Origin of the sequence: Kribbella orskensis (assembly GCF_004342085.1) — a bacterium.
Classification (GTDB): domain Bacteria; phylum Actinomycetota; class Actinomycetes; order Propionibacteriales; family Kribbellaceae; genus Kribbella; species Kribbella orskensis.
Genome location: NZ_SLWM01000029.1, coordinates 63,827 through 79,399, shown reverse-complemented (window position 1 = coordinate 79,399; position 15,573 = coordinate 63,827). Strand labels below are relative to the sequence as shown.

General features: G+C 69.3%; 20 protein-coding genes and 1 pseudogene. 9 read left to right on the top strand and 12 right to left on the bottom strand.

Translation table 11 applies throughout. The annotated features are described in order from the left end of the window. Nucleotides 1-377 (bottom strand): universal stress protein (locus EV644_RS39505; RefSeq protein WP_158293076.1); only part of this gene is annotated, 377 nt, incomplete at its 3' end. Between the two features lie 241 nt (nucleotides 378-618). Here EV644_RS39505 and EV644_RS39500 point away from each other — a divergent pair. Together EV644_RS39500 and EV644_RS39495 are read left to right on the top strand one after the other, a co-directional pair. Continuing rightward, entirely contained in the window at nucleotides 619-1,074 is a 456-nt protein-coding gene (locus tag EV644_RS39500) for an alcohol dehydrogenase catalytic domain-containing protein (RefSeq protein ID WP_199240281.1), read from the top strand. Further along, nucleotides 1,029-1,928: an Acg family FMN-binding oxidoreductase gene (locus EV644_RS39495; protein WP_132196039.1), complete on the top strand. Its 900-nt coding sequence runs from the start codon at nucleotides 1,029-1,031 to the stop codon at nucleotides 1,926-1,928. The genes EV644_RS39500 and EV644_RS39495 overlap by 46 nt, the downstream gene beginning before the upstream one ends. Here the strand turns inward: EV644_RS39495 and EV644_RS44950 are convergent. From EV644_RS44950 to EV644_RS39475, 4 genes and pseudogenes are all read right to left on the bottom strand, one after another. Continuing rightward, nucleotides 1,906-2,058 (bottom strand): hypothetical protein, encoded by a 153-nt coding sequence (locus EV644_RS44950; protein ID WP_158293075.1) that lies wholly within the window; start codon nucleotides 2,056-2,058, stop codon nucleotides 1,906-1,908. The two genes, EV644_RS39495 and EV644_RS44950, sit on opposite strands and share 23 nt — an antisense overlap. 39 nt (nucleotides 2,059-2,097) lie before the next feature. Then, nucleotides 2,098-2,391: a GyrI-like domain-containing protein gene (locus tag EV644_RS39490; RefSeq protein WP_132196037.1), complete on the bottom strand. Its 294-nt coding sequence runs from the start codon at nucleotides 2,389-2,391 to the stop codon at nucleotides 2,098-2,100. Nucleotides 2,392-2,521: 130 nt separating this feature from the next. Continuing rightward, nucleotides 2,522-3,396: pseudogene (locus EV644_RS39480) on the bottom strand (universal stress protein). 97 nt (nucleotides 3,397-3,493) lie between these two features. After that, the gene (locus tag EV644_RS39475; RefSeq protein WP_132196033.1) at nucleotides 3,494-3,640 is read right to left on the bottom strand and encodes a hypothetical protein; all 147 of its coding nucleotides are present in this window, start codon (nucleotides 3,638-3,640) and stop codon (nucleotides 3,494-3,496) included. 396 nt (nucleotides 3,641-4,036) lie between these two features. Here EV644_RS39475 and EV644_RS39470 point away from each other — a divergent pair, with 396 nt between their 5' ends. Then, the gene (locus EV644_RS39470) at nucleotides 4,037-4,648 is read left to right on the top strand and encodes an Rv1733c family protein (protein WP_132196031.1); all 612 of its coding nucleotides are present in this window, start codon (nucleotides 4,037-4,039) and stop codon (nucleotides 4,646-4,648) included. Nucleotides 4,649-4,688: 40 nt separating this feature from the next. Here the strand turns inward: EV644_RS39470 and EV644_RS39465 are convergent, their stop codons facing one another. From EV644_RS39465 to EV644_RS44940, 5 genes are read right to left on the bottom strand one after another with little or no spacing between them, the layout of a single operon-like run. Then, the gene (locus EV644_RS39465; protein WP_132196029.1) at nucleotides 4,689-5,669 is read right to left on the bottom strand and encodes an Acg family FMN-binding oxidoreductase; all 981 of its coding nucleotides are present in this window, start codon (nucleotides 5,667-5,669) and stop codon (nucleotides 4,689-4,691) included. Further along, nucleotides 5,663-7,045 carry an MBL fold metallo-hydrolase RNA specificity domain-containing protein gene (locus tag EV644_RS39460; protein ID WP_132196028.1) on the bottom strand — a complete coding sequence of 461 codons (1,383 nt, stop codon included), beginning with the start codon at nucleotides 7,043-7,045 and terminating at the stop codon, nucleotides 5,663-5,665. Before EV644_RS39460 ends, EV644_RS39465 begins: the two co-directional genes overlap by 7 nt. Then, the gene (locus tag EV644_RS39455; protein WP_132196026.1) at nucleotides 7,042-7,533 is read right to left on the bottom strand and encodes a hypothetical protein; all 492 of its coding nucleotides are present in this window, start codon (nucleotides 7,531-7,533) and stop codon (nucleotides 7,042-7,044) included. The genes EV644_RS39460 and EV644_RS39455 overlap by 4 nt, the downstream gene beginning before the upstream one ends. Beyond that, nucleotides 7,533-7,805 carry a hypothetical protein gene (locus EV644_RS44945; protein ID WP_158293074.1) on the bottom strand — a complete coding sequence of 91 codons (273 nt, stop codon included), beginning with the start codon at nucleotides 7,803-7,805 and terminating at the stop codon, nucleotides 7,533-7,535. Before EV644_RS44945 ends, EV644_RS39455 begins: the two co-directional genes overlap by 1 nt. Further along, nucleotides 7,774-8,514 (bottom strand): nitroreductase family protein, encoded by a 741-nt coding sequence (locus EV644_RS44940; RefSeq protein WP_158293073.1) that lies wholly within the window; start codon nucleotides 8,512-8,514, stop codon nucleotides 7,774-7,776. Before EV644_RS44940 ends, EV644_RS44945 begins: the two co-directional genes overlap by 32 nt. Nucleotides 8,515-8,708: 194 nt before the next feature. Between EV644_RS44940 and EV644_RS39445 the strand changes: the two genes are divergently transcribed. Genes EV644_RS39445 through EV644_RS44935 form a run of 3 tightly spaced genes read left to right on the top strand, consistent with a single transcriptional unit; the run spans nucleotide 8,709 to nucleotide 10,154 of the window. Further along, complete coding sequence (locus tag EV644_RS39445; RefSeq protein WP_241999352.1) at nucleotides 8,709-9,269, top strand: hypothetical protein; 561 nt, start codon at nucleotides 8,709-8,711, stop codon at nucleotides 9,267-9,269. Nucleotides 9,270-9,273: 4 nt separating this feature from the next. Further along, nucleotides 9,274-9,858, top strand: coding sequence for a universal stress protein (locus EV644_RS39440; RefSeq protein ID WP_132196022.1), 585 nt, complete (start codon nucleotides 9,274-9,276; stop codon nucleotides 9,856-9,858). Further along, the gene (locus tag EV644_RS44935; RefSeq protein WP_158293072.1) at nucleotides 9,855-10,154 is read left to right on the top strand and encodes a universal stress protein; all 300 of its coding nucleotides are present in this window, start codon (nucleotides 9,855-9,857) and stop codon (nucleotides 10,152-10,154) included. The genes EV644_RS39440 and EV644_RS44935 overlap by 4 nt, the downstream gene beginning before the upstream one ends. On the opposite strand, the gene EV644_RS39430 is transcribed toward EV644_RS44935, so the two are convergent. Beyond that, the gene (locus EV644_RS39430; protein ID WP_132196018.1) at nucleotides 10,155-11,906 is read right to left on the bottom strand and encodes a GAF domain-containing sensor histidine kinase; all 1,752 of its coding nucleotides are present in this window, start codon (nucleotides 11,904-11,906) and stop codon (nucleotides 10,155-10,157) included. It abuts the gene before it with no gap. A gap of 192 nt (nucleotides 11,907-12,098) precedes the next feature. Between EV644_RS39430 and EV644_RS39425 the strand changes: the two genes are divergently transcribed. From EV644_RS39425 to EV644_RS46920, 3 genes are read left to right on the top strand one after another with little or no spacing between them, the layout of a single operon-like run. Then, nucleotides 12,099-13,031, top strand: a complete 933-nt coding sequence (locus EV644_RS39425) for a universal stress protein (protein WP_132196016.1) — start codon at nucleotides 12,099-12,101, stop codon at nucleotides 13,029-13,031. A gap of 7 nt (nucleotides 13,032-13,038) precedes the next feature. Further along, nucleotides 13,039-14,301 (top strand): SulP family inorganic anion transporter, encoded by a 1,263-nt coding sequence (locus tag EV644_RS46925; RefSeq protein WP_241999351.1) that lies wholly within the window; start codon nucleotides 13,039-13,041, stop codon nucleotides 14,299-14,301. Next, nucleotides 14,187-14,495, top strand: a complete 309-nt coding sequence (locus EV644_RS46920) for a sodium-independent anion transporter (RefSeq protein WP_241999354.1) — start codon at nucleotides 14,187-14,189, stop codon at nucleotides 14,493-14,495. Before EV644_RS46925 ends, EV644_RS46920 begins: the two co-directional genes overlap by 115 nt. A 549-nt stretch (nucleotides 14,496-15,044) precedes the next feature. On the opposite strand, the gene EV644_RS46915 is transcribed toward EV644_RS46920, so the two are convergent. Next, nucleotides 15,045-15,512, bottom strand: coding sequence for a pyridoxamine 5'-phosphate oxidase family protein (locus tag EV644_RS46915; RefSeq protein WP_132196014.1), 468 nt, complete (start codon nucleotides 15,510-15,512; stop codon nucleotides 15,045-15,047). Nucleotides 15,513-15,573: the final 61 nt, after the last annotated feature.

Here is a 15,573-nt window from a genome sequence, read left to right as displayed (position 1 = left end):
GCACAGACCTGCGAGACGGAGCCGACGACCAGCTCATCGAACCCGCCGGCGCCGCGCCGGCCGGTCACCAGGAGTGCGGCATCAGTGGCCGCCGCTAGCAGGATCTCCGCGGGATGGCCGAGGCGGAGATCCAGTGTCGCGTCGGTGAAGCCCAGTCGTTCGAGCTCGTCGGCTGCGTCCTCGAGCACCTCGGTGCCGTCATCCATCCCGGCCGCCGCGGGCAGCGGCTGAGCCTGGCGCGTCTCGGCGAGGACATAGATCGCTCGCACTGCCCAGCGGCGGCGGGCGGCGAGCTCGACCGCCCAGTCGAGAGCGAGCAGACCGTCCCGGGATCCGTCGATGCCGACCACGATCGTCGGGCGGTGATGTGCACACATGGCAGAACCTCTCGTCAGGGCAGTGCTCTCACTCCAGTCCAGCGCCGGCCCGATGGCCTCGCCAGGGTTCAACGCCTCCTGAGGACCCGACGAAGGTCCCGCCCACGAGGGGAGCTTCTGCCCTGCCCGCCACTCGCCGGAGAGCGGAGTGTCGAGGGGACAGAGAACTCCGAGCAATGGAGGTCGACCGACCATAAAAGCGCTTGTCTACAACGGACCCGGACAGCGGAGCTGGCGAGAGATGCCCGACCCGGTGATCCAGGACCCGGAGGACGTCATCGTGCGCGTCGATGCCGTCACCATCTGCGGCACCGACCTGCACATCCTGAAGGGCGACGTACCGACCGTCGACCACGGCCGGATCCTCGGCCACGAGGCCGTCGGTACCATCACCGAGGTCGGTGACAGCGTCCGTGGCGTCACGTCCGGCGACCGGGTGCTGATCTCCTGCATCACCTCCTGCGGCCGGTGCGAGTACTGCCGGCAGGGCCGGTACGGTCAGTGCCTCGGCGGCGGTGGCTGGATCCTCGGGCACCTGATCGACGGAACCCAGGCCGAGCAGGTCCGGGTGCCGTTCGCCGACCGGTCTGTCTACAAGCTGCCGGACAACGTGAGCAACGAGTCGGCGCTGCAGCCGTCGCGGCGCCGTCGATGCACAACACGCAGCCGTGGAGGTTCCGCTTCGACGGCTGCGTGATCGAGGTCCATCGCGACCGTGCGCGTGAGCTGCCCGCGGAGGATCCGGATCGCCGGATGCTCCACGTGTCCCTGGGGGCGGCCGTCTTCAACCTCCGGGTCGAGGCGGCCCACCTGGCTTACGGCAGCCAGGTCCGCAGCGTGCTTGATCGCGCGCGACCGGATCTGGTCGCGGAGGTCGAGCTCGTCGGGGCAGGGGCAGAGACCGAGGAGCTCTACCGGTTGGCGCCGTACTTGCAGGTGCGGCGGACGAACCGGCAGCCGTACCAGGATCGGCGAGTACCGGACGAGGTGCGGCGACTGCTCGACGTCAGCTCGAGGCTCGAAGGGACCGAACTGCAGTGGATCGGCGACCGCGCCAGGCTGAAATGGTTGTACCTGGCCACGAACGACGCGGATCTCGAGGACGATCGGAACGCCGCTCGTTCCGAGGAACGCAGGCTGTGGGTGGGTGGCGACCGGACGGCGGACGGGATCCCGTCCACCGCCCTGGGCCCGCGGGCCACGTCGCCGGACTCGCCGGCCAGGGACATGGCAGCGATGCCGGCCGACTCGGGCCGGCCGATGGCGACGTTCGAGCAGGAGCCGCAGCTGGCCATCCTGGCGACTCGCCGCGATGGTCCGGCGGAGTGGTTGCGAGCCGGTCAGGCGATGCAGCGAGTGTTGCTGGAGGCAACGGCGAACGGGCTGTCGACCTCGCTGCTCAACCAGGCCATCGAGCACGACACCTTGCGCTGGCTCGTCCACGATCCGCTGGGCAGCTGGACGCGCCCGCAATCTGTCATTCGCTTCGGGTACGGCCCGCCGGTCCCACCGACGCCACGCCGCCCGATCAGCGACGTATTGCTGGGGTAGTCAGCCGATAGGGCTGCACGATCTCCGTGCGCCAGTTGTCGGGGTCGCCGGTCGGCGGGTGGTGGTAGACCTCCCAGCCGCCGGTGTCCGCAGGCGCCGCGGCGGCGGAGCCAGTCGCGGACCAGGTCATGGGCGGTGCCGATCGTGTCGTAGGGGCCGAGGTACATCGTTACCGCGACAGGCCCGGCGGGCGGCTGGAAGCCTGCACGAGGCCGTCGGTCGGCACCGGCATCGGCATCGGCATCGGGAAACCCGCTTCGACCGCGATCACCCCGTCGGGCATCGTCTTGTACCGGGCGAAGGGGAATCCGTTCGGTACGTCCCTGCGGAGGCGGAGGGCCTCGGCGATCTCGACCAGGGCGACGGGCAGCCAGTCGGTCAGCTTGGTGGATTCGAGGACTGCCCGCCGGACCGCGGCGGGTTGTGGCGCGAGAGTCCGGGTCTCGATCAGGGCGGTGTGCATGAGTTCGTCTCCTCTGCCGGACGGTTCCAGCACACATGCTCGGTTCGTCTCCCAGCAGAGCCGAAGGTCCCCACTCCTGCCCGGCTGCACCGCCGGCTTGTTGCCTGAGCGGTGCAGCGCAGCGGATCGGTCAGCGGACGATGGCAACAGGGCGGTGGGCGTGGTGCAGGACGTGCTGGCTAGTCGAGCCCAGCAGCAGGCCGGTGAAACCGCCCCGACCGCGTGAGCCCACCACTACCAGGTCCGCGCCTTCGGCAGCCTGCAGGATCGCCCGGGCGGCTGGCCCGGGATGAGCCGGACGTCGACCTCGGTGTCCGGATGGTCCGCGAGCGGCCCCGCGAGTGCTTCGGCGACGAGGACCTCGGCCGCCTTCTGCACTTCGGCCTCGTCGAACACGAGCTCGCCCTTGCCGTGCTCGTAGGTCGAGAGCGGGCTGCGCCAGGCGTGCACCACGATCAACCGGGCGCCGATCGCCTCGGCCTGCTCGAAGGCGAAGTCGGTCGCCCGCGCGGACACCTTCGAGCCGTCGACGCCGAGGACCACAGTGGGGGTGGTGTGCGGGCTCGGCCGTTGGTCCGCGGGCACCACCACGACCGGGCTGTGCGCGTGCGCGCTGACCTGGACGGCGACCGAACCGATGACGGCCCCGCTGAATCCGCCGAGGCCGCGGGAGCCCAGCACGACCAACCGTGCCTGCGCCGTCTCCTCGATCAGTGACGCGGCGGGAGTGCCCTCGAGCAGCAGGGTCTGTACGTCGAGTCGGGGGTACTGCAGCCGGATGCCGTCTGCCAAGGCTTCGAGTCCACGCTCACGAACGGTCCGGAGCGCTGCCAGTGGCACGACCTTTCCGGGCGAGGGGCGGCTCACGATCTCCAGCTCGAAAACCTCGACGATACGCAGCGGCGCATGCCGGCGAACGGCTTCGGCCGTGGCCCAGCGCAACGCTGCGGTGCTTGCCTGCGAGCCGTCGTACCCGACGACTACCGGGGCGGTCTGTGACGACATGGTTCCTCCTCGGAGCTGGATGATCTGCCCCGACTCTGTCTCCACTCCGCCACGCAGGGCAGGGCTGTTGGTCCCGTCGTGGCAGGCCCTTCAGGCCTCAGCGTGCCGGCCACTCGACGGTTCGCCCGGCGGCGAGAGATTTCGTCGTGCCGTGGCAGCGCACCCTGACCGACTCGGCGCGGCCGGCGACGGCGAGGCCGTCGGCGGAGACCCGCATGGTGAGGTGATGCCCGCGGTACCGCATTCATTCGTATCCTGCGCAGTCCGATCGGCCACCGTGGCGCGAATCTCAGCTCGTCGCCGGACAGGGTGGGGCCGGTGAAGGCCGAGGCATCACCGGTCCAGGCATCGGGGTGTTACTCATGCTTCGACTCTGGTGGCCGTCGCGGAACCGCTCCACGGCCAAGGTCACCTCATGCAGGGCCTGGAGGCTCTCGGTCCACTGTCCTACCGGTTCGGGACCTTCGACTCTGAACAGCCGGTGGTCCGGCGTCGATGCTGGAAGCACAGGAGAGCCGACCGGCTCGCCGGGAACGGGACACCAGACAGTGGCCGAGGCCACGAGATCCGCCGTCATCAAGACGGAAGCCCGCTTCCCGGCGGGCCGGTCGTTCCTCGATCCGAACCAGAGGGGGCAGAGATGAGAAGCGTTCAGCAGCGGTCGGGTGAGCTGTGGGTGCTGATGCACGCGCGTCGCCTCGGACTCGGCCGCAACCCGCTGCGGCGTCCGGTGGACCGGCTCGAGGCGGGATTCGTCCTGCTCGCCCTGGTCGCGTGCCTGCTGACGATCCCGGTCGGCGCAGCAGTCGGTACGTCGGTCCGGAAGGCGGGGGAGAACCACGCCGCCCAGCAGCGCAGCTCGCTTCAGGCTGTCCAGGCCAGGACGATCGAGGACGCTCCGACCGGAATCGGCGACGTGCCCGGCCAGCTGACCTGGCCCGTCGGCGTCGTCTGGCAGGATCCGGCGGGCATGGTCCGCGAGAGCCGGACTAAGGTCTATCTCGGGACGATGGCCAACTCGGAGGTGACGATCTGGCTGGACCGGTCCGGACAGGTCGTGAAGCCTCCGGCATCGGCCGGTGAGAGCGCCGCCCTCGGTGGCGGGGTGGGGCTCGGCACGGTGCTGGGCTCGTGGCTCCTGCTCTGGCTGCTGACCCTCGCGGTTCGCCGCCCCCTGGACCGACGCCGGCTTCGCGAGTGGGCCGGCGAGTGGGAGCAGGTCGCCCCCGACTGGACCCGCCGCGACCAGTGAAACAGACGGAGGCTGGAAGGTGTTCCCGCGTTCGTATGTGTCACTTCCAGTCCGCCAAGGTCTGCTGCCAGGGTCTGCGAGGGGTAGTCCCGGATGTCATGGCGGGATAGCCGATACGGATGACCATCTGTGGCCGGACTGTGCGGTCGACCAGGTCCCGAACGCGCGACCTGAGGTCGACGTACTCCAGCACCTGGTTGAGGAACGACGCGGCCAGGCCGTACGACGTTGCCGTCAGGAGCGCGTGTTGCAGCGCCATCCCCGCGCGGAGCCACTCGGAACCACGGTCCTCCCCGGTGCAGAGGACCGCGATCCTCGGCTCGACCTCGAAGACTCCGGCGCTGCGGGACTGGTCGTCGAAGCCCGCCGAGAGGTTGCGGAACGCCGCCGGCCGGGCGGGAAGCGGCCCGAGTGCATGCTCGGGCACCCCGTCCTCCGAACGGTCGCCGCCGATCCAGCGGCCTCGCTCGATCAGCCTGTCCTCGTCGTGCAGGTCCAGCTCGTCGGCCTCCCGCAGGATCCGTACCAGATCCCTGCTGGAGTTGCGGTCCAGCCAGCACAGGTCGGCGCCCTCGGCCCGTGCCGAACTACTGATCAGCGACAGGACCCGAGCCGAGACGTCGATTGCGAGCATCGGTCCGCGGTAGGTGTGCCGACGCCGCAGCTCGCCGTACAGAGCGCCCAGCGGTGGTGCGGGCGACTGCCGTCCACCCAGGAACACCCGGGCGACGATCTCCGGCCGATCGGGATCGGGATAGGTGGCGAAGGTGGTCTCGTGGCCAAGCATCGCCGCTGCCACCCGCAGGTTGAAGGTGGCTGCGCCGAGCCCGATCAGGATCATCCGGCCGGCCCGGTCCTCGGCTGGCAGCGAGCGCTCCTCGTCGAGGATCACGTCGACCGTCCGGCCGCTGACCTCGAAACGCCATGGCTGGGTGTTGTGCATCGATGGCGCGGTGGCGGCGGAACTGACCAGGATGCCGACCTCGTCCGCGGTGAGCAGAGGTTCGCGATGATCTACCATAATCGGACTCTTTCCAGGTGCTGTGGCGCGACTGCGAGCCAGTCGAGCTCGATGCTGATGCGTTCGACCAGGGTCTGCCTGGCATCGGGTTCGCCATGAACGACGTACACGGTTTCGGGCGGCTCCGGAGCGGAGGCGAGCCAGCTGATCAGCTCGTCGGAGTCCGCATGGGCGGAGAACTCGGGCAGGTCCAGGACATGGGCCCGGACAGGGACATAGCGACCGTGGATCTTCACCGATCTGGCGCCGTCGAGCAGACTGCGCCCGCGGGTGCCGGGCACCTGGAAACCGGTGAGCAGGACCGTGTTGCGCGGGTCGGGAAGCTGATGCCGCAGGTGATGGAGCACTCGCCCGCCGGTCGCCATGCCGGAGGCGGAGACGATGATGCACGGATGACCCGGGTTGTTGATCCGTTGCGATTCCTCGGCACTGTGGACCAGCCGCAGGTCGCCGGGGTCGAACGGGTCGCCGTCACTGATCAGGTCGGCTCGCAGTTCGGGCGACTTCTCCTCGATCGCGATGCGGTAGACGTCCAGGGCGGCCGGCGCCATCGGGCTGTCGACGTACACGGGCATTCTCGGGATCAAGCCGTCACGGGCGAGACCGGCGAGAGTGTGCAGGACGATGGCGGTGCGGTCGACCGCGAAGGCGGGGATCAGGGTCACTCCGTCTCTGTGCGCGGTGGCCGTGATGAGGCGGCCGAGGCGTTCGCGATCCAGCGGCGCGTGCTTGCGGTTGCCGTAGGTGGACTCGATCACGATCGTGTCCACCGCCGGTGGGGCAACCGGTGGCAGCAGCAGCGGGTGCGTTTGACGGCCGAGGTCGCCGCTGATCAGCAGGCGGTGCCCGTGCCGTTCGAGGACGGCGAAGGTCGAGCCGAGGATGTGGCCTGCGCGGTGCAGGGACACCGTGGCCCCAGCGGGGAGATGGGTGCGCTCGTCGGTGGCCGCCGGGCGGAACAGGGCGATCGCTCGTTCGGCGTCCGCGGTGTCGAACAACGGGAGAGGCGGATCGTGGCGGGAGTAGCCGCCGGCCCGGGCGTGCACCGCGTCTTCCTCCTGGAGGTGGGCCGCGTCGCGGAGCACGATCGCGGCTACGGCCGCGGTGGACTCCGAGCAGATCACCGGACCCCGGAAACCCTGCCGGACCAGGGCCGGCAGGTAGCCGCAGTGGTCCAGATGGGCGTGCGTCAGGACGACGGCCCGGAGGGTGTCGGGTGCGATCGGGAAGTCGTCCCAGTTGCGGCGGCGCCAGACCGCCTCGCCCTGGAACATCCCACAGTCGGCGAGATAGCGCTGGCCCTCTTCCTCGTACAGGAACTTGCTACCGGTCACCGTGCCCGCCGCTCCGAGGAAGGTGAGCACCGCGCCCGTCATCGAAGATCCTTCTCGTACGCGTGGACGGCCGTGGTCAGCTGATCGGACTGCTCGGGCGTCAGCCGTGCCGTCAGGCTCGGGATCTCGACCTCCTGGCCGAAGCGAAGGACCACCCGGCCCAGTGCTCGCAGGCCCGCAAGCGTCTCCGTTGCCTGGAGCTGGAGCTGAGCGGTCTGGCCGGAGCGGACCAGCTCCCGTCTGAGCTCATCGAGCCGGTCGACGAGCTGATTGATCTCGTCGGCGACGATCGCGCTGTATTCGGTCAACGCCTCGGCCGCCCGGCTGTCCGGCAAGGCGGGCAGCATCAGGGCACGCTCGGCGGTGATCCGGGGGAGAACCTGGCGGCGATAGGTCCCGATCGTGCGCTGCACGATGAAGAGCAGCGTCTCCGGTTCGGTCCACCCTTCGGCCGTGCGCTCTTCCTCGAGGGCGGCAAGATCCTTCTCCCAGCGCGCGATCTCTGCCTGCAGGACACGGATGTCGGTCATCAGAGCTCCTCGGTACGGGTGTGAACAACGGCTTCGACCGGGCGCCGCGGCGTCGTGGCGGTCACCGTGCTGTGTCCGAAGCGGATCACCATCTGGGCGAAACCCGGCTTGCCGGTGGTCTGCTGAACGGTCCGGCGGAGATCGTCGAACTCGAGCGGCTGGTTCAGGAAGGAGGCCTTCAGGTCATCGCGGGTCGCGGTCAGCAGAACCCGTTCGAGCGCGATGCCGGCGGCGACCTGGTCAGCCCGGGTGTCTCCACCGGTGGACAGCACGGCCAGCGCCGGTTCGGTCTCGAAGCTGGTACTGGGCCGGGTCTGATCCGCTGGCCGGGTGCCCAGATCGCGTACCGGCGATGGATAGCTGCTGGACCTGGGCCCGAGCACAGAGCTCGGTACGCCGTCCGTCGTTCGATCGCCGCCTACCCAGTGGGCGCGTTCGGCGCGGCGGTGCCAGTCTCCGATCTCGCGGAGGTCGGTGTCGAGCAGCAGATCCAGGACGGCCTTGATCCCCGGGCGCGGGCAGCCAGCTGAGCTCGGCTCCCTCTGCCATCGCTGCCCGGCTCAAGGCGACCTGGTCGTCGTTGGTCAGCTGCACGGGCCGGAGCGGCTCGCGGCTGGTGTGCCGGCGAGGGATCTGAGTCGACAGAGCCGTCAGTTCCTTGTCCGGCTCGTCGGTCGGCGCGATTACGACGCGCGCCACCAGGTCGGGGTCGTACCGATCCGGTGCGAGGCCGAACCAGCTGGAGTAGCCCATCGACGCGGCGGCGCAGCGCAGGTTGAACGTCGCGGCACCGGCAGCGATCCGCATCGCCCGGCCGGTGGGATCCTCGGCCGGCAGCGAACGGGAGCCGTCCAGGAACACGTCGATCACGTGACCGTTCACCTCGAAGCGCCACGGCTGCGTGTTGTGCATGCTCGGCGCCGCGACCGCGGCTCTGAGCAGTACGTCGATCTCTTCCATGGACAGCTGGTCGTCGTTCATGGGGGCCTCCTCGACCTGCCAGGGCGGCAACTGCTGCCGCACTCCCAGCCTGGCCGGACCCGCCCTGGCCCACAGCAGGCAACGGTCGCGATCACAGGGGCCGTTCGGCACCTCCGCTGGTGACCACAGGCTCTGCCGGTCGCCTATCTCGCGGCACCAGCATCAAGGTGACACCTCAAACGAAAGGAAAGACCATGACCACCACACCGCACCGGCGCAACGTTCCCGCACCTGTGATGGAGCCTGGCGGCGATCAGCTGCCGCGGATCAGCACGGCCGCGGGTCGTGCGCTGGCGGTGCTCCGGATCGCATACGGCCTGACGTTCCTGTGGGCCTTCGTGGACAAGGTGTTCGGCCTCGGTTACGCGACCCCGTCGGGTAAGGGCTGGATCGATGGCGGCGACCCGACGGCAGGATTCCTCGGCAAGGGAGCAGCCGGCCCGTTCGAGGACTTCTACCACTCCCTGGTCGGCGATTTCTGGGTCACCCCGCTGTTCATGATCGCGCTGGTCGGCATCGGCCTCGCCCTCACCTTCGGGATCGGGATGCGCATCGCGGCCGTCTCCGGCACCGTGCTCTACCTGATGATGTGGAGTGCCGTCCTGCCTCCGGAGAACAACCCGGTGCTCGACGACCACATCATCGGCGCCATCACCCTGATCACTCTCGCACTCGTTGCTGCTGGCAACGTCTGGGGATTCGGTCAGCAGTGGTCGCGGCTGTCCATCGTCCGTCGGTACCCCTGGCTGCGGTGACACCATGGCCAGAGAACCCGTCATCCACGTAGGCGTCGACGACTCCTGGCGTGACACGGGTGCGCTGGAGTGGGCCTTGCAGGAATCTCTGTTCCGCAGGGTCCCGCTCCGAGCGGTGCACGTGATCGAGGAGAAGCTGAGGCACTCGCCGTACTGGCAGCCCACCGTCATCGACGACGCCTCCATGGACCTGGTTCAAGAGGTCCAGCAGAAGCTGAAGAGCCGGGACGACTTGCTGGCTCACACCGCCGACCTGGTAGTCGGCCCACCGGCCATGACCTTGGTGGAGTTGGCCGCCAAGGGCGAGCTGCTGGTCGTCGGCCGACGGGGAGTGGGCAAGTTCAAGCGGCTGCTGATCGGCTCGACCTCGGAGGCGGTGGCCAACCGAGCCACCGTACCGGTGGTCCTCGTGCCGGAGGAATGGAAGCCCGGCGACCACTCGGGGCCGGTCGTCGTCGCACTGGACGACTCGGGGGAGTCGGTGGCGGCGATCGAGTTCGCGGCGACCGCAGCGACCGAACGGCACGCCCCGGTGCGAATGGTCGACGTCTGGGACCTGCCGTCCGTCTATATAGCTGGGACCCGATGAACGTCGCAGGTATCAGCGACGAATGGAACCAGACCGCACAGCAGCACTGCGAGGCAATCGCGGACCAGTGGCGGCGCAAGTATCCGGAGCTGGAGATCGAGGTGGACGTCAGGCGCGATCATCCCGTCGATGGCATCCTCGCGGCCGCGAAGTCGGCGGATGCCCAGCTCGTCGTCGTCTGCGGGCACCGCCGGCGCCCTCTCACCGCGGCGCTGCTCGGGTGCGTCGGCCGAGGGGTCGTGCAGCACGCGATCTGCCCGGTCGCCGTGGTCCACGTGCCGACGGTTGATACCTGATCAGCTGGAGGGCGCGTTGAGGGGCGCGCGTAACTCCAGCACGGTGCCGTGCGGCTGGTTGGGTTCCAGCCGTACGGCGCCGCCTAGTGCGGCGGCGCGTTCCTCGAGATTGCGCAGGCCGCTTCGACGGTCCGACGAGCCGATCCCGATCCCGTCGTCGGAGACCCGTGCGGTGACGTCCTGACCGGTCACGAGCACCTCGACCTTGACCGTTGAGGCCTGAGCGTGGCGGACGACGTTCGACAGCGATTCCCGGATCGCGGCCAGGATCTGCGATCGAACGGACGCCGGCACGGTGGTGTCGAGCGGACCGGTACAGATCAGCTCCGGGCGGACGCCCAACGCCGTGGCGTACTCCTCGACAAGTGCCTGGACATCCGCCCGGAAGGACTTCTTGTCCGGCTGGTGGTGCAGCTCGAAGATCGCCGCCCGCAGGTCGCGGATGGTGGCGTCGATGTCCTCGACCGCCCGGCTGATCCGTTCCTGCACCTCCGGCCGGACCATCCTGTGCATGCCCTGCAGCTGCAGACCGGTGGCGAACAGCCGCTGGATGACCAGGTCGTGCAGATCCCTGGCGATCCGGTCGCGATCCTCCAGCACCGCCAGCACGGATTGATCCCGCTGCGCCTGTGCGCGGTCCAGAGCCAGCGTCGCCTGGTTGGCGAACATCCGGACCAGGTCGGTCCCGGCCGTCACGGCCAGCACGGTCCCCTGGGCCGCCGCGACCATCAGGATCCCGCCCGTACTGCGCGGCCCCGCGGGGAGCGGCGCGAGAATCGTGCGGCCCAGTTCCTCGAGCTCGGGCACCTCGCTGAGCTGGCCGGTCTCCTTGGCGAGCTGGGCCAGGTTCTCGACCACCACCTGCTCGTCGCCGCCCAGGACGTCGTTCAGGATCGGCCAGTCGGCGGGAACCCGCCGGCCGAGGTACTGCGTGAAGGCGGGCGGTCCGTCGATGACCTCGACGACAAGGTCGCCGTCGTCCAGCAGCAGGACGGCGCCGACGATCGAACAGGACACCTCCCGGGCCCGGGAGGCGATGAGGTGCAATGCCTGCTGGGGATCGAAGTCGCTCAGCATCAGCTGGGTGATCTCGGTCGTCACCTCGTGCCAGCGCCGGCGGCGCTCGGTGTCGGCGTACAGGCGGGCGTTGTCGATCACGACACCGGCGGCGGTCGCGAGCGCGGCCACGGTGCGCTCGTCGTCCTCGGTGAAAGCGGCGCCCTCCGCCTTCTCGGTCAGGTACAGGTTGCCGAAGGCATGGTCGCGGGTACGGATCGGGACGCCGAGAAAACTGCGCATCGGAGGGTGGTTGGCCGGGAAGCCGAACGATCGCGGGTGCTGGGTCAGGTCGTTCAGCCGCAAGGGCGTGGGCTGGTCGATCAGCAGGCCGAGGATGCCATGGCCTTCCGGGTAGGGCCCGATCGCGGCGATCTCCTCCGCGGTGACGCCGTGGGTGATGAAGCGAACGAGCCGCTTGCCGTCCGAGCCGACTACCCCGAGCGCGCCGTACCGGGCGCCGACCAGTTCGCAGGCGGCTCTGACGATGCGGTCCAGGGTGCTGTTCAGGTCCAGGTCGGCGCCGATCCCGACGACCGCGTCCAGCAGAGCGCGCAGACGCTCCTGGGAGTCCATGATCTCGTCGACTCGGCCGAGGAGCTCCTGCAGGAGGGCGTCGAGCCGGACTCTGGACAGCCCGGCGAACTCCAGCGCGCCCTCGTCCCATGACCCGGTGTGATCACCTCGCCCACCCATGCGACCTACCGTACGGGCGGGACGTGGCGGTTGTGAACCGCGCTCGCTCGCTGAGAGTGACCAGCTCGTCCGCTCCGTGGGCCGAACGTCCCGCGGAGCGCTGCCATCAGTCCTGTCGAGCGCTGCCCGACGGCACTGACGCCACACCGTGGCCGAGCGAGACGCTCCAGGTGAGAGAACTGGAGGATTGACATGGGTACTTGGGCGAGGACCGGACCGGTGGTGGTCGAGGTCGACGGCAGCGCCGAAGCGCTCCACGTCGTGGACTATGCCGCGCTGGAGGCGATCCGTTCCGGCGCTGAGCTGGTGATCGCCGCGCCGTATCAGGCGCACAGCTCGTTCAACGCGATGGCGCCGGGCTATCAGCCGAAGCCTCCCGCAGAGTTCGCCGACGCGAGTCTTCGGGTGGCCGTCGCGCACGTGCGGCATCACTACGGCTACGGCCTGGCGGTCACGGCGGTGTCGGAGGAGGGGTCGCGGTTGAAGGTACTGCCGCAGATCGCCCGGCACGCTCGTCTTCTCGTGGTCGGCCGGAGCCGCACCCGGGGCCCGCACCGGCTCGTCGCCGCGCAGGGCAACATCTTCCTGACCGCACGAACCGGCTGCCCGGTGATCGTCGTCCCGCTGACCTGGAAACCATCCGTGATCGACCGAAGGGTTGCCGTAGGCATCGATGGGACACCGCTGTCGCTGGAGGCGGTCGAGTTCGCCTTCCGGACCGCCGCGGACCGCGAGGGCGACCTGACCGTGGTGCACGCACAGCACGCACCGCGGCACGACCCGGACCGCGCCGGGGTCGAGAACTCCTGGGTCCGGCGGGCGGACCTGACCGTCTCCGAAACTCTGGCAGGCTGGACCGACGAGTACCCCGAGGTCAAGGTGACCCGCTTCCTGACCGCCCGCCCGGTGGTCGAGGCGCTGGTGCACGAAGGCGCCGAGGTCGGCCTGGTCGTCCTTGGCGCCCGCGCTGGGCTGTTGCCGGTCGGCGATCCCGTCACGCGTCGCGCTGTTGCCGCGATGGCTTGCCCGGTTGCGATCGTGCCGCATCACGTGACCGCGAAGGAACGCGATCAGCGTGCTCGTCAGATCCACCCTGCCACCGACGTCGTAGTACCGACGTACTGATCCGGCCATGATCGCGACTGGCCTCCGCGGCCTGCGGAATTACCAGCCGAGCTGGCTGCGCGCCGACGTGATCGCCGGCGTGACAGTGGCCGCCTACTTGGTGCCGCAGGCAATGGCCTACGCCCAGCTGGCGGGACTGCCGGCGGTCACCCGTCTGTGGGCAGTCCTCGGGCCGCTGGCCGTGTACGTCGTGCTGGGGTCCTCACGACTGTTGTCCGTCGGTCCTGAATCCACGACGGCATTGATGACGGCCAGCACCGTCGGCGCGGTGGCCGGTGGAGATCCGAAGCGCTACGTGGTGCTGGCATCGGCGCTGGCGCTGATGGTGGGCGTCATCTGCCTCCTGGCCTGGCTGATCAGGCTCGGGTTCCTCGCTGACCTCCTGTCCAGACCGGTGCTGGTCGGCTATATGGCAGGCATCGCGGTGATCATGATCGCCGGGCAACTCGGCCGGATGACCGGCACCACTGTCGAAGGGGACAGTCCGCCTGCCGAGTTGCTGAACGCCGCGCGCCAGATCGGCATCTGGCACCTGCCGACCGTTGTCCTGTCAGCTGTCGTTCTCGCGCTCCTGCTGGCAGCGGCGCACTGGAAACCACGACTTCCCGCACCGCTGCTGGTGATGGCGCTTGCGGCTGTGGTCACCGCTCTCACCGGCCTGGGCGATCACGGCGTTGCCGTGGTCGGCTCCGTTCCCTCAGGACTGCCGGCCCCGATGCTGCCCGGGGTCGACCTTGGCGACCTCCGGATGCTCATCCTGCCGGCGTTGGGCGTGGCGCTCGTCGGCTACACCGACACGGTCCTGACTGGACGCGCCTTCGCCGCGAAGCATCGGGAGCGCATCGACGCGGACGCCGAACTCCTTGCCCTCGGCACCGCAAACCTCTCCGCCGGAGCGCTGCAGGGATTTCCGGTCAGCAGCAGCGGCAGCCGGACGGCTGTGGCGGCGGCGGCCGGTGCGAAGAGCCAGGTGTACTCGCCGGTGACCCTCGCGGCAATGATCCTCACACTGCTCGTCGCTGTCGACGTTCCCGGCCGCAGCACTCGGCGCGCTGGTCGTCGCCGCCCTGCGACTGGTGGATCTCGGCGAGTTCCGGCGGGTCGGCCGGAGTGCACGACGTGGACGACTATCCGCAGGCGCACCCGGTGGCGGGGCTGGTCGTCTATCGGTACGACTCGCCGCTGTTCTTCGCGAACGCCGAGGACTTCCGCCGCCGGGCAATGGCAGCGATCGACAATTCACCCGAGCTGGTCCGCTGGCTGCCGCTGAACACCGAGGCGAACGTCGAGATCGACATCACCGCGGTGGATGCGCTGGACGCGTTGCGCGAAGAGCTCGTCGGGCGAGGGATCGTCCTCGCCCTGGCCAGGGTCAAGCAGACCTCCGCGACGACCTCGTTGCCGCCGGCTTCCTCGATCGGCTCGGAATCGACCGGGTCTTCATGCCCCTGCCGACCGCGGTAGAGGCCTTCCGCCAGGAAGTCGGCCAGCAGAAGGAGCACCACTCATACCACGTCGATCAAGCCCTTCCGCCGTGCTTGGGCGGTCGGCTGGTTCGGCGCCCGCGCTGGCGGTGGCGGTGGCGCGACCTTGTCTATCTGCCGGCGACCGGCGAACTCGCCGCGCGGCAGTTGTCGACGGTCAGTCTGCTGATGCTGCTGGCCGACTACGGCATCACCAGCGGCCGGACCTGGCTGCTGATTCCGGCCTGGTCGCCATCGACCCGACGGCGGTCCGCCGGCCGCGCGTCGACCGGATGGAGTCCGCCGACGGGACGGCGGTCTTCGCGACCTTCGACACGCGAGTCACGAAGGTCCGCAAGCTGCCCGTTCGGCCGCGAAGCTACTGCGTCGCAGGCGTCTCGGGGTGGTCGCGGACACCGAGGTGATGAACGGAGGGGGCCAGGCGGATCTGTGGATCGTCCTGGCCCTGTCCACTTGGTTCCTGGCGGCGGCTCCCGTTTGACGGTGGAGTGGGCTCGCTTGCGGTGGCTCCCCGGTCGGTCACCGGAGCTCACCTTGTCTGTGCCGGAGCAACTTCGTGGTGAAGGCGCTGGGTCCAGGGGACCAGGCGGCGGCCTTCCAGGGACTCGATGGCGAGGCGGATCAGGTAGGTGTCGCGGTTCGGTGCCCAGGGGCGGAGCATGAGATCTTGCCTGAGCGGCTCAGCGTCCTCGGGGTCGATCACCGAGAGGTGCCCGATGGCGGTCACGGTCCAGCGCAGGTGTCTGTCCAGGTCCACTTCGTCCACCTCGAAGGCGACGACGTCACCGCGCTCGGCGGCGCGGTACTTGTCGCCGTCCGTCGTCGAGAAGATGAGCGTGTCCCCGTCGAGCGCGAAGTTCACCAGCCGGACCGCGGGGAGTCCGCCCATGGTGAAGACGAGGCGGCCGATCGGCACGGAGGCGAGCAGTTCCAGGGACTCGGTGTCGTCGAGGATCTGCATCCCGGTGTGGTCGAACCGGCGTGGTGTGGGAGTCATCGGTGCCTTTTGAGAGCTAAGTTGCGGTCTAGTGTGGCTGCAGGGCGGGCCGCGACCCCGT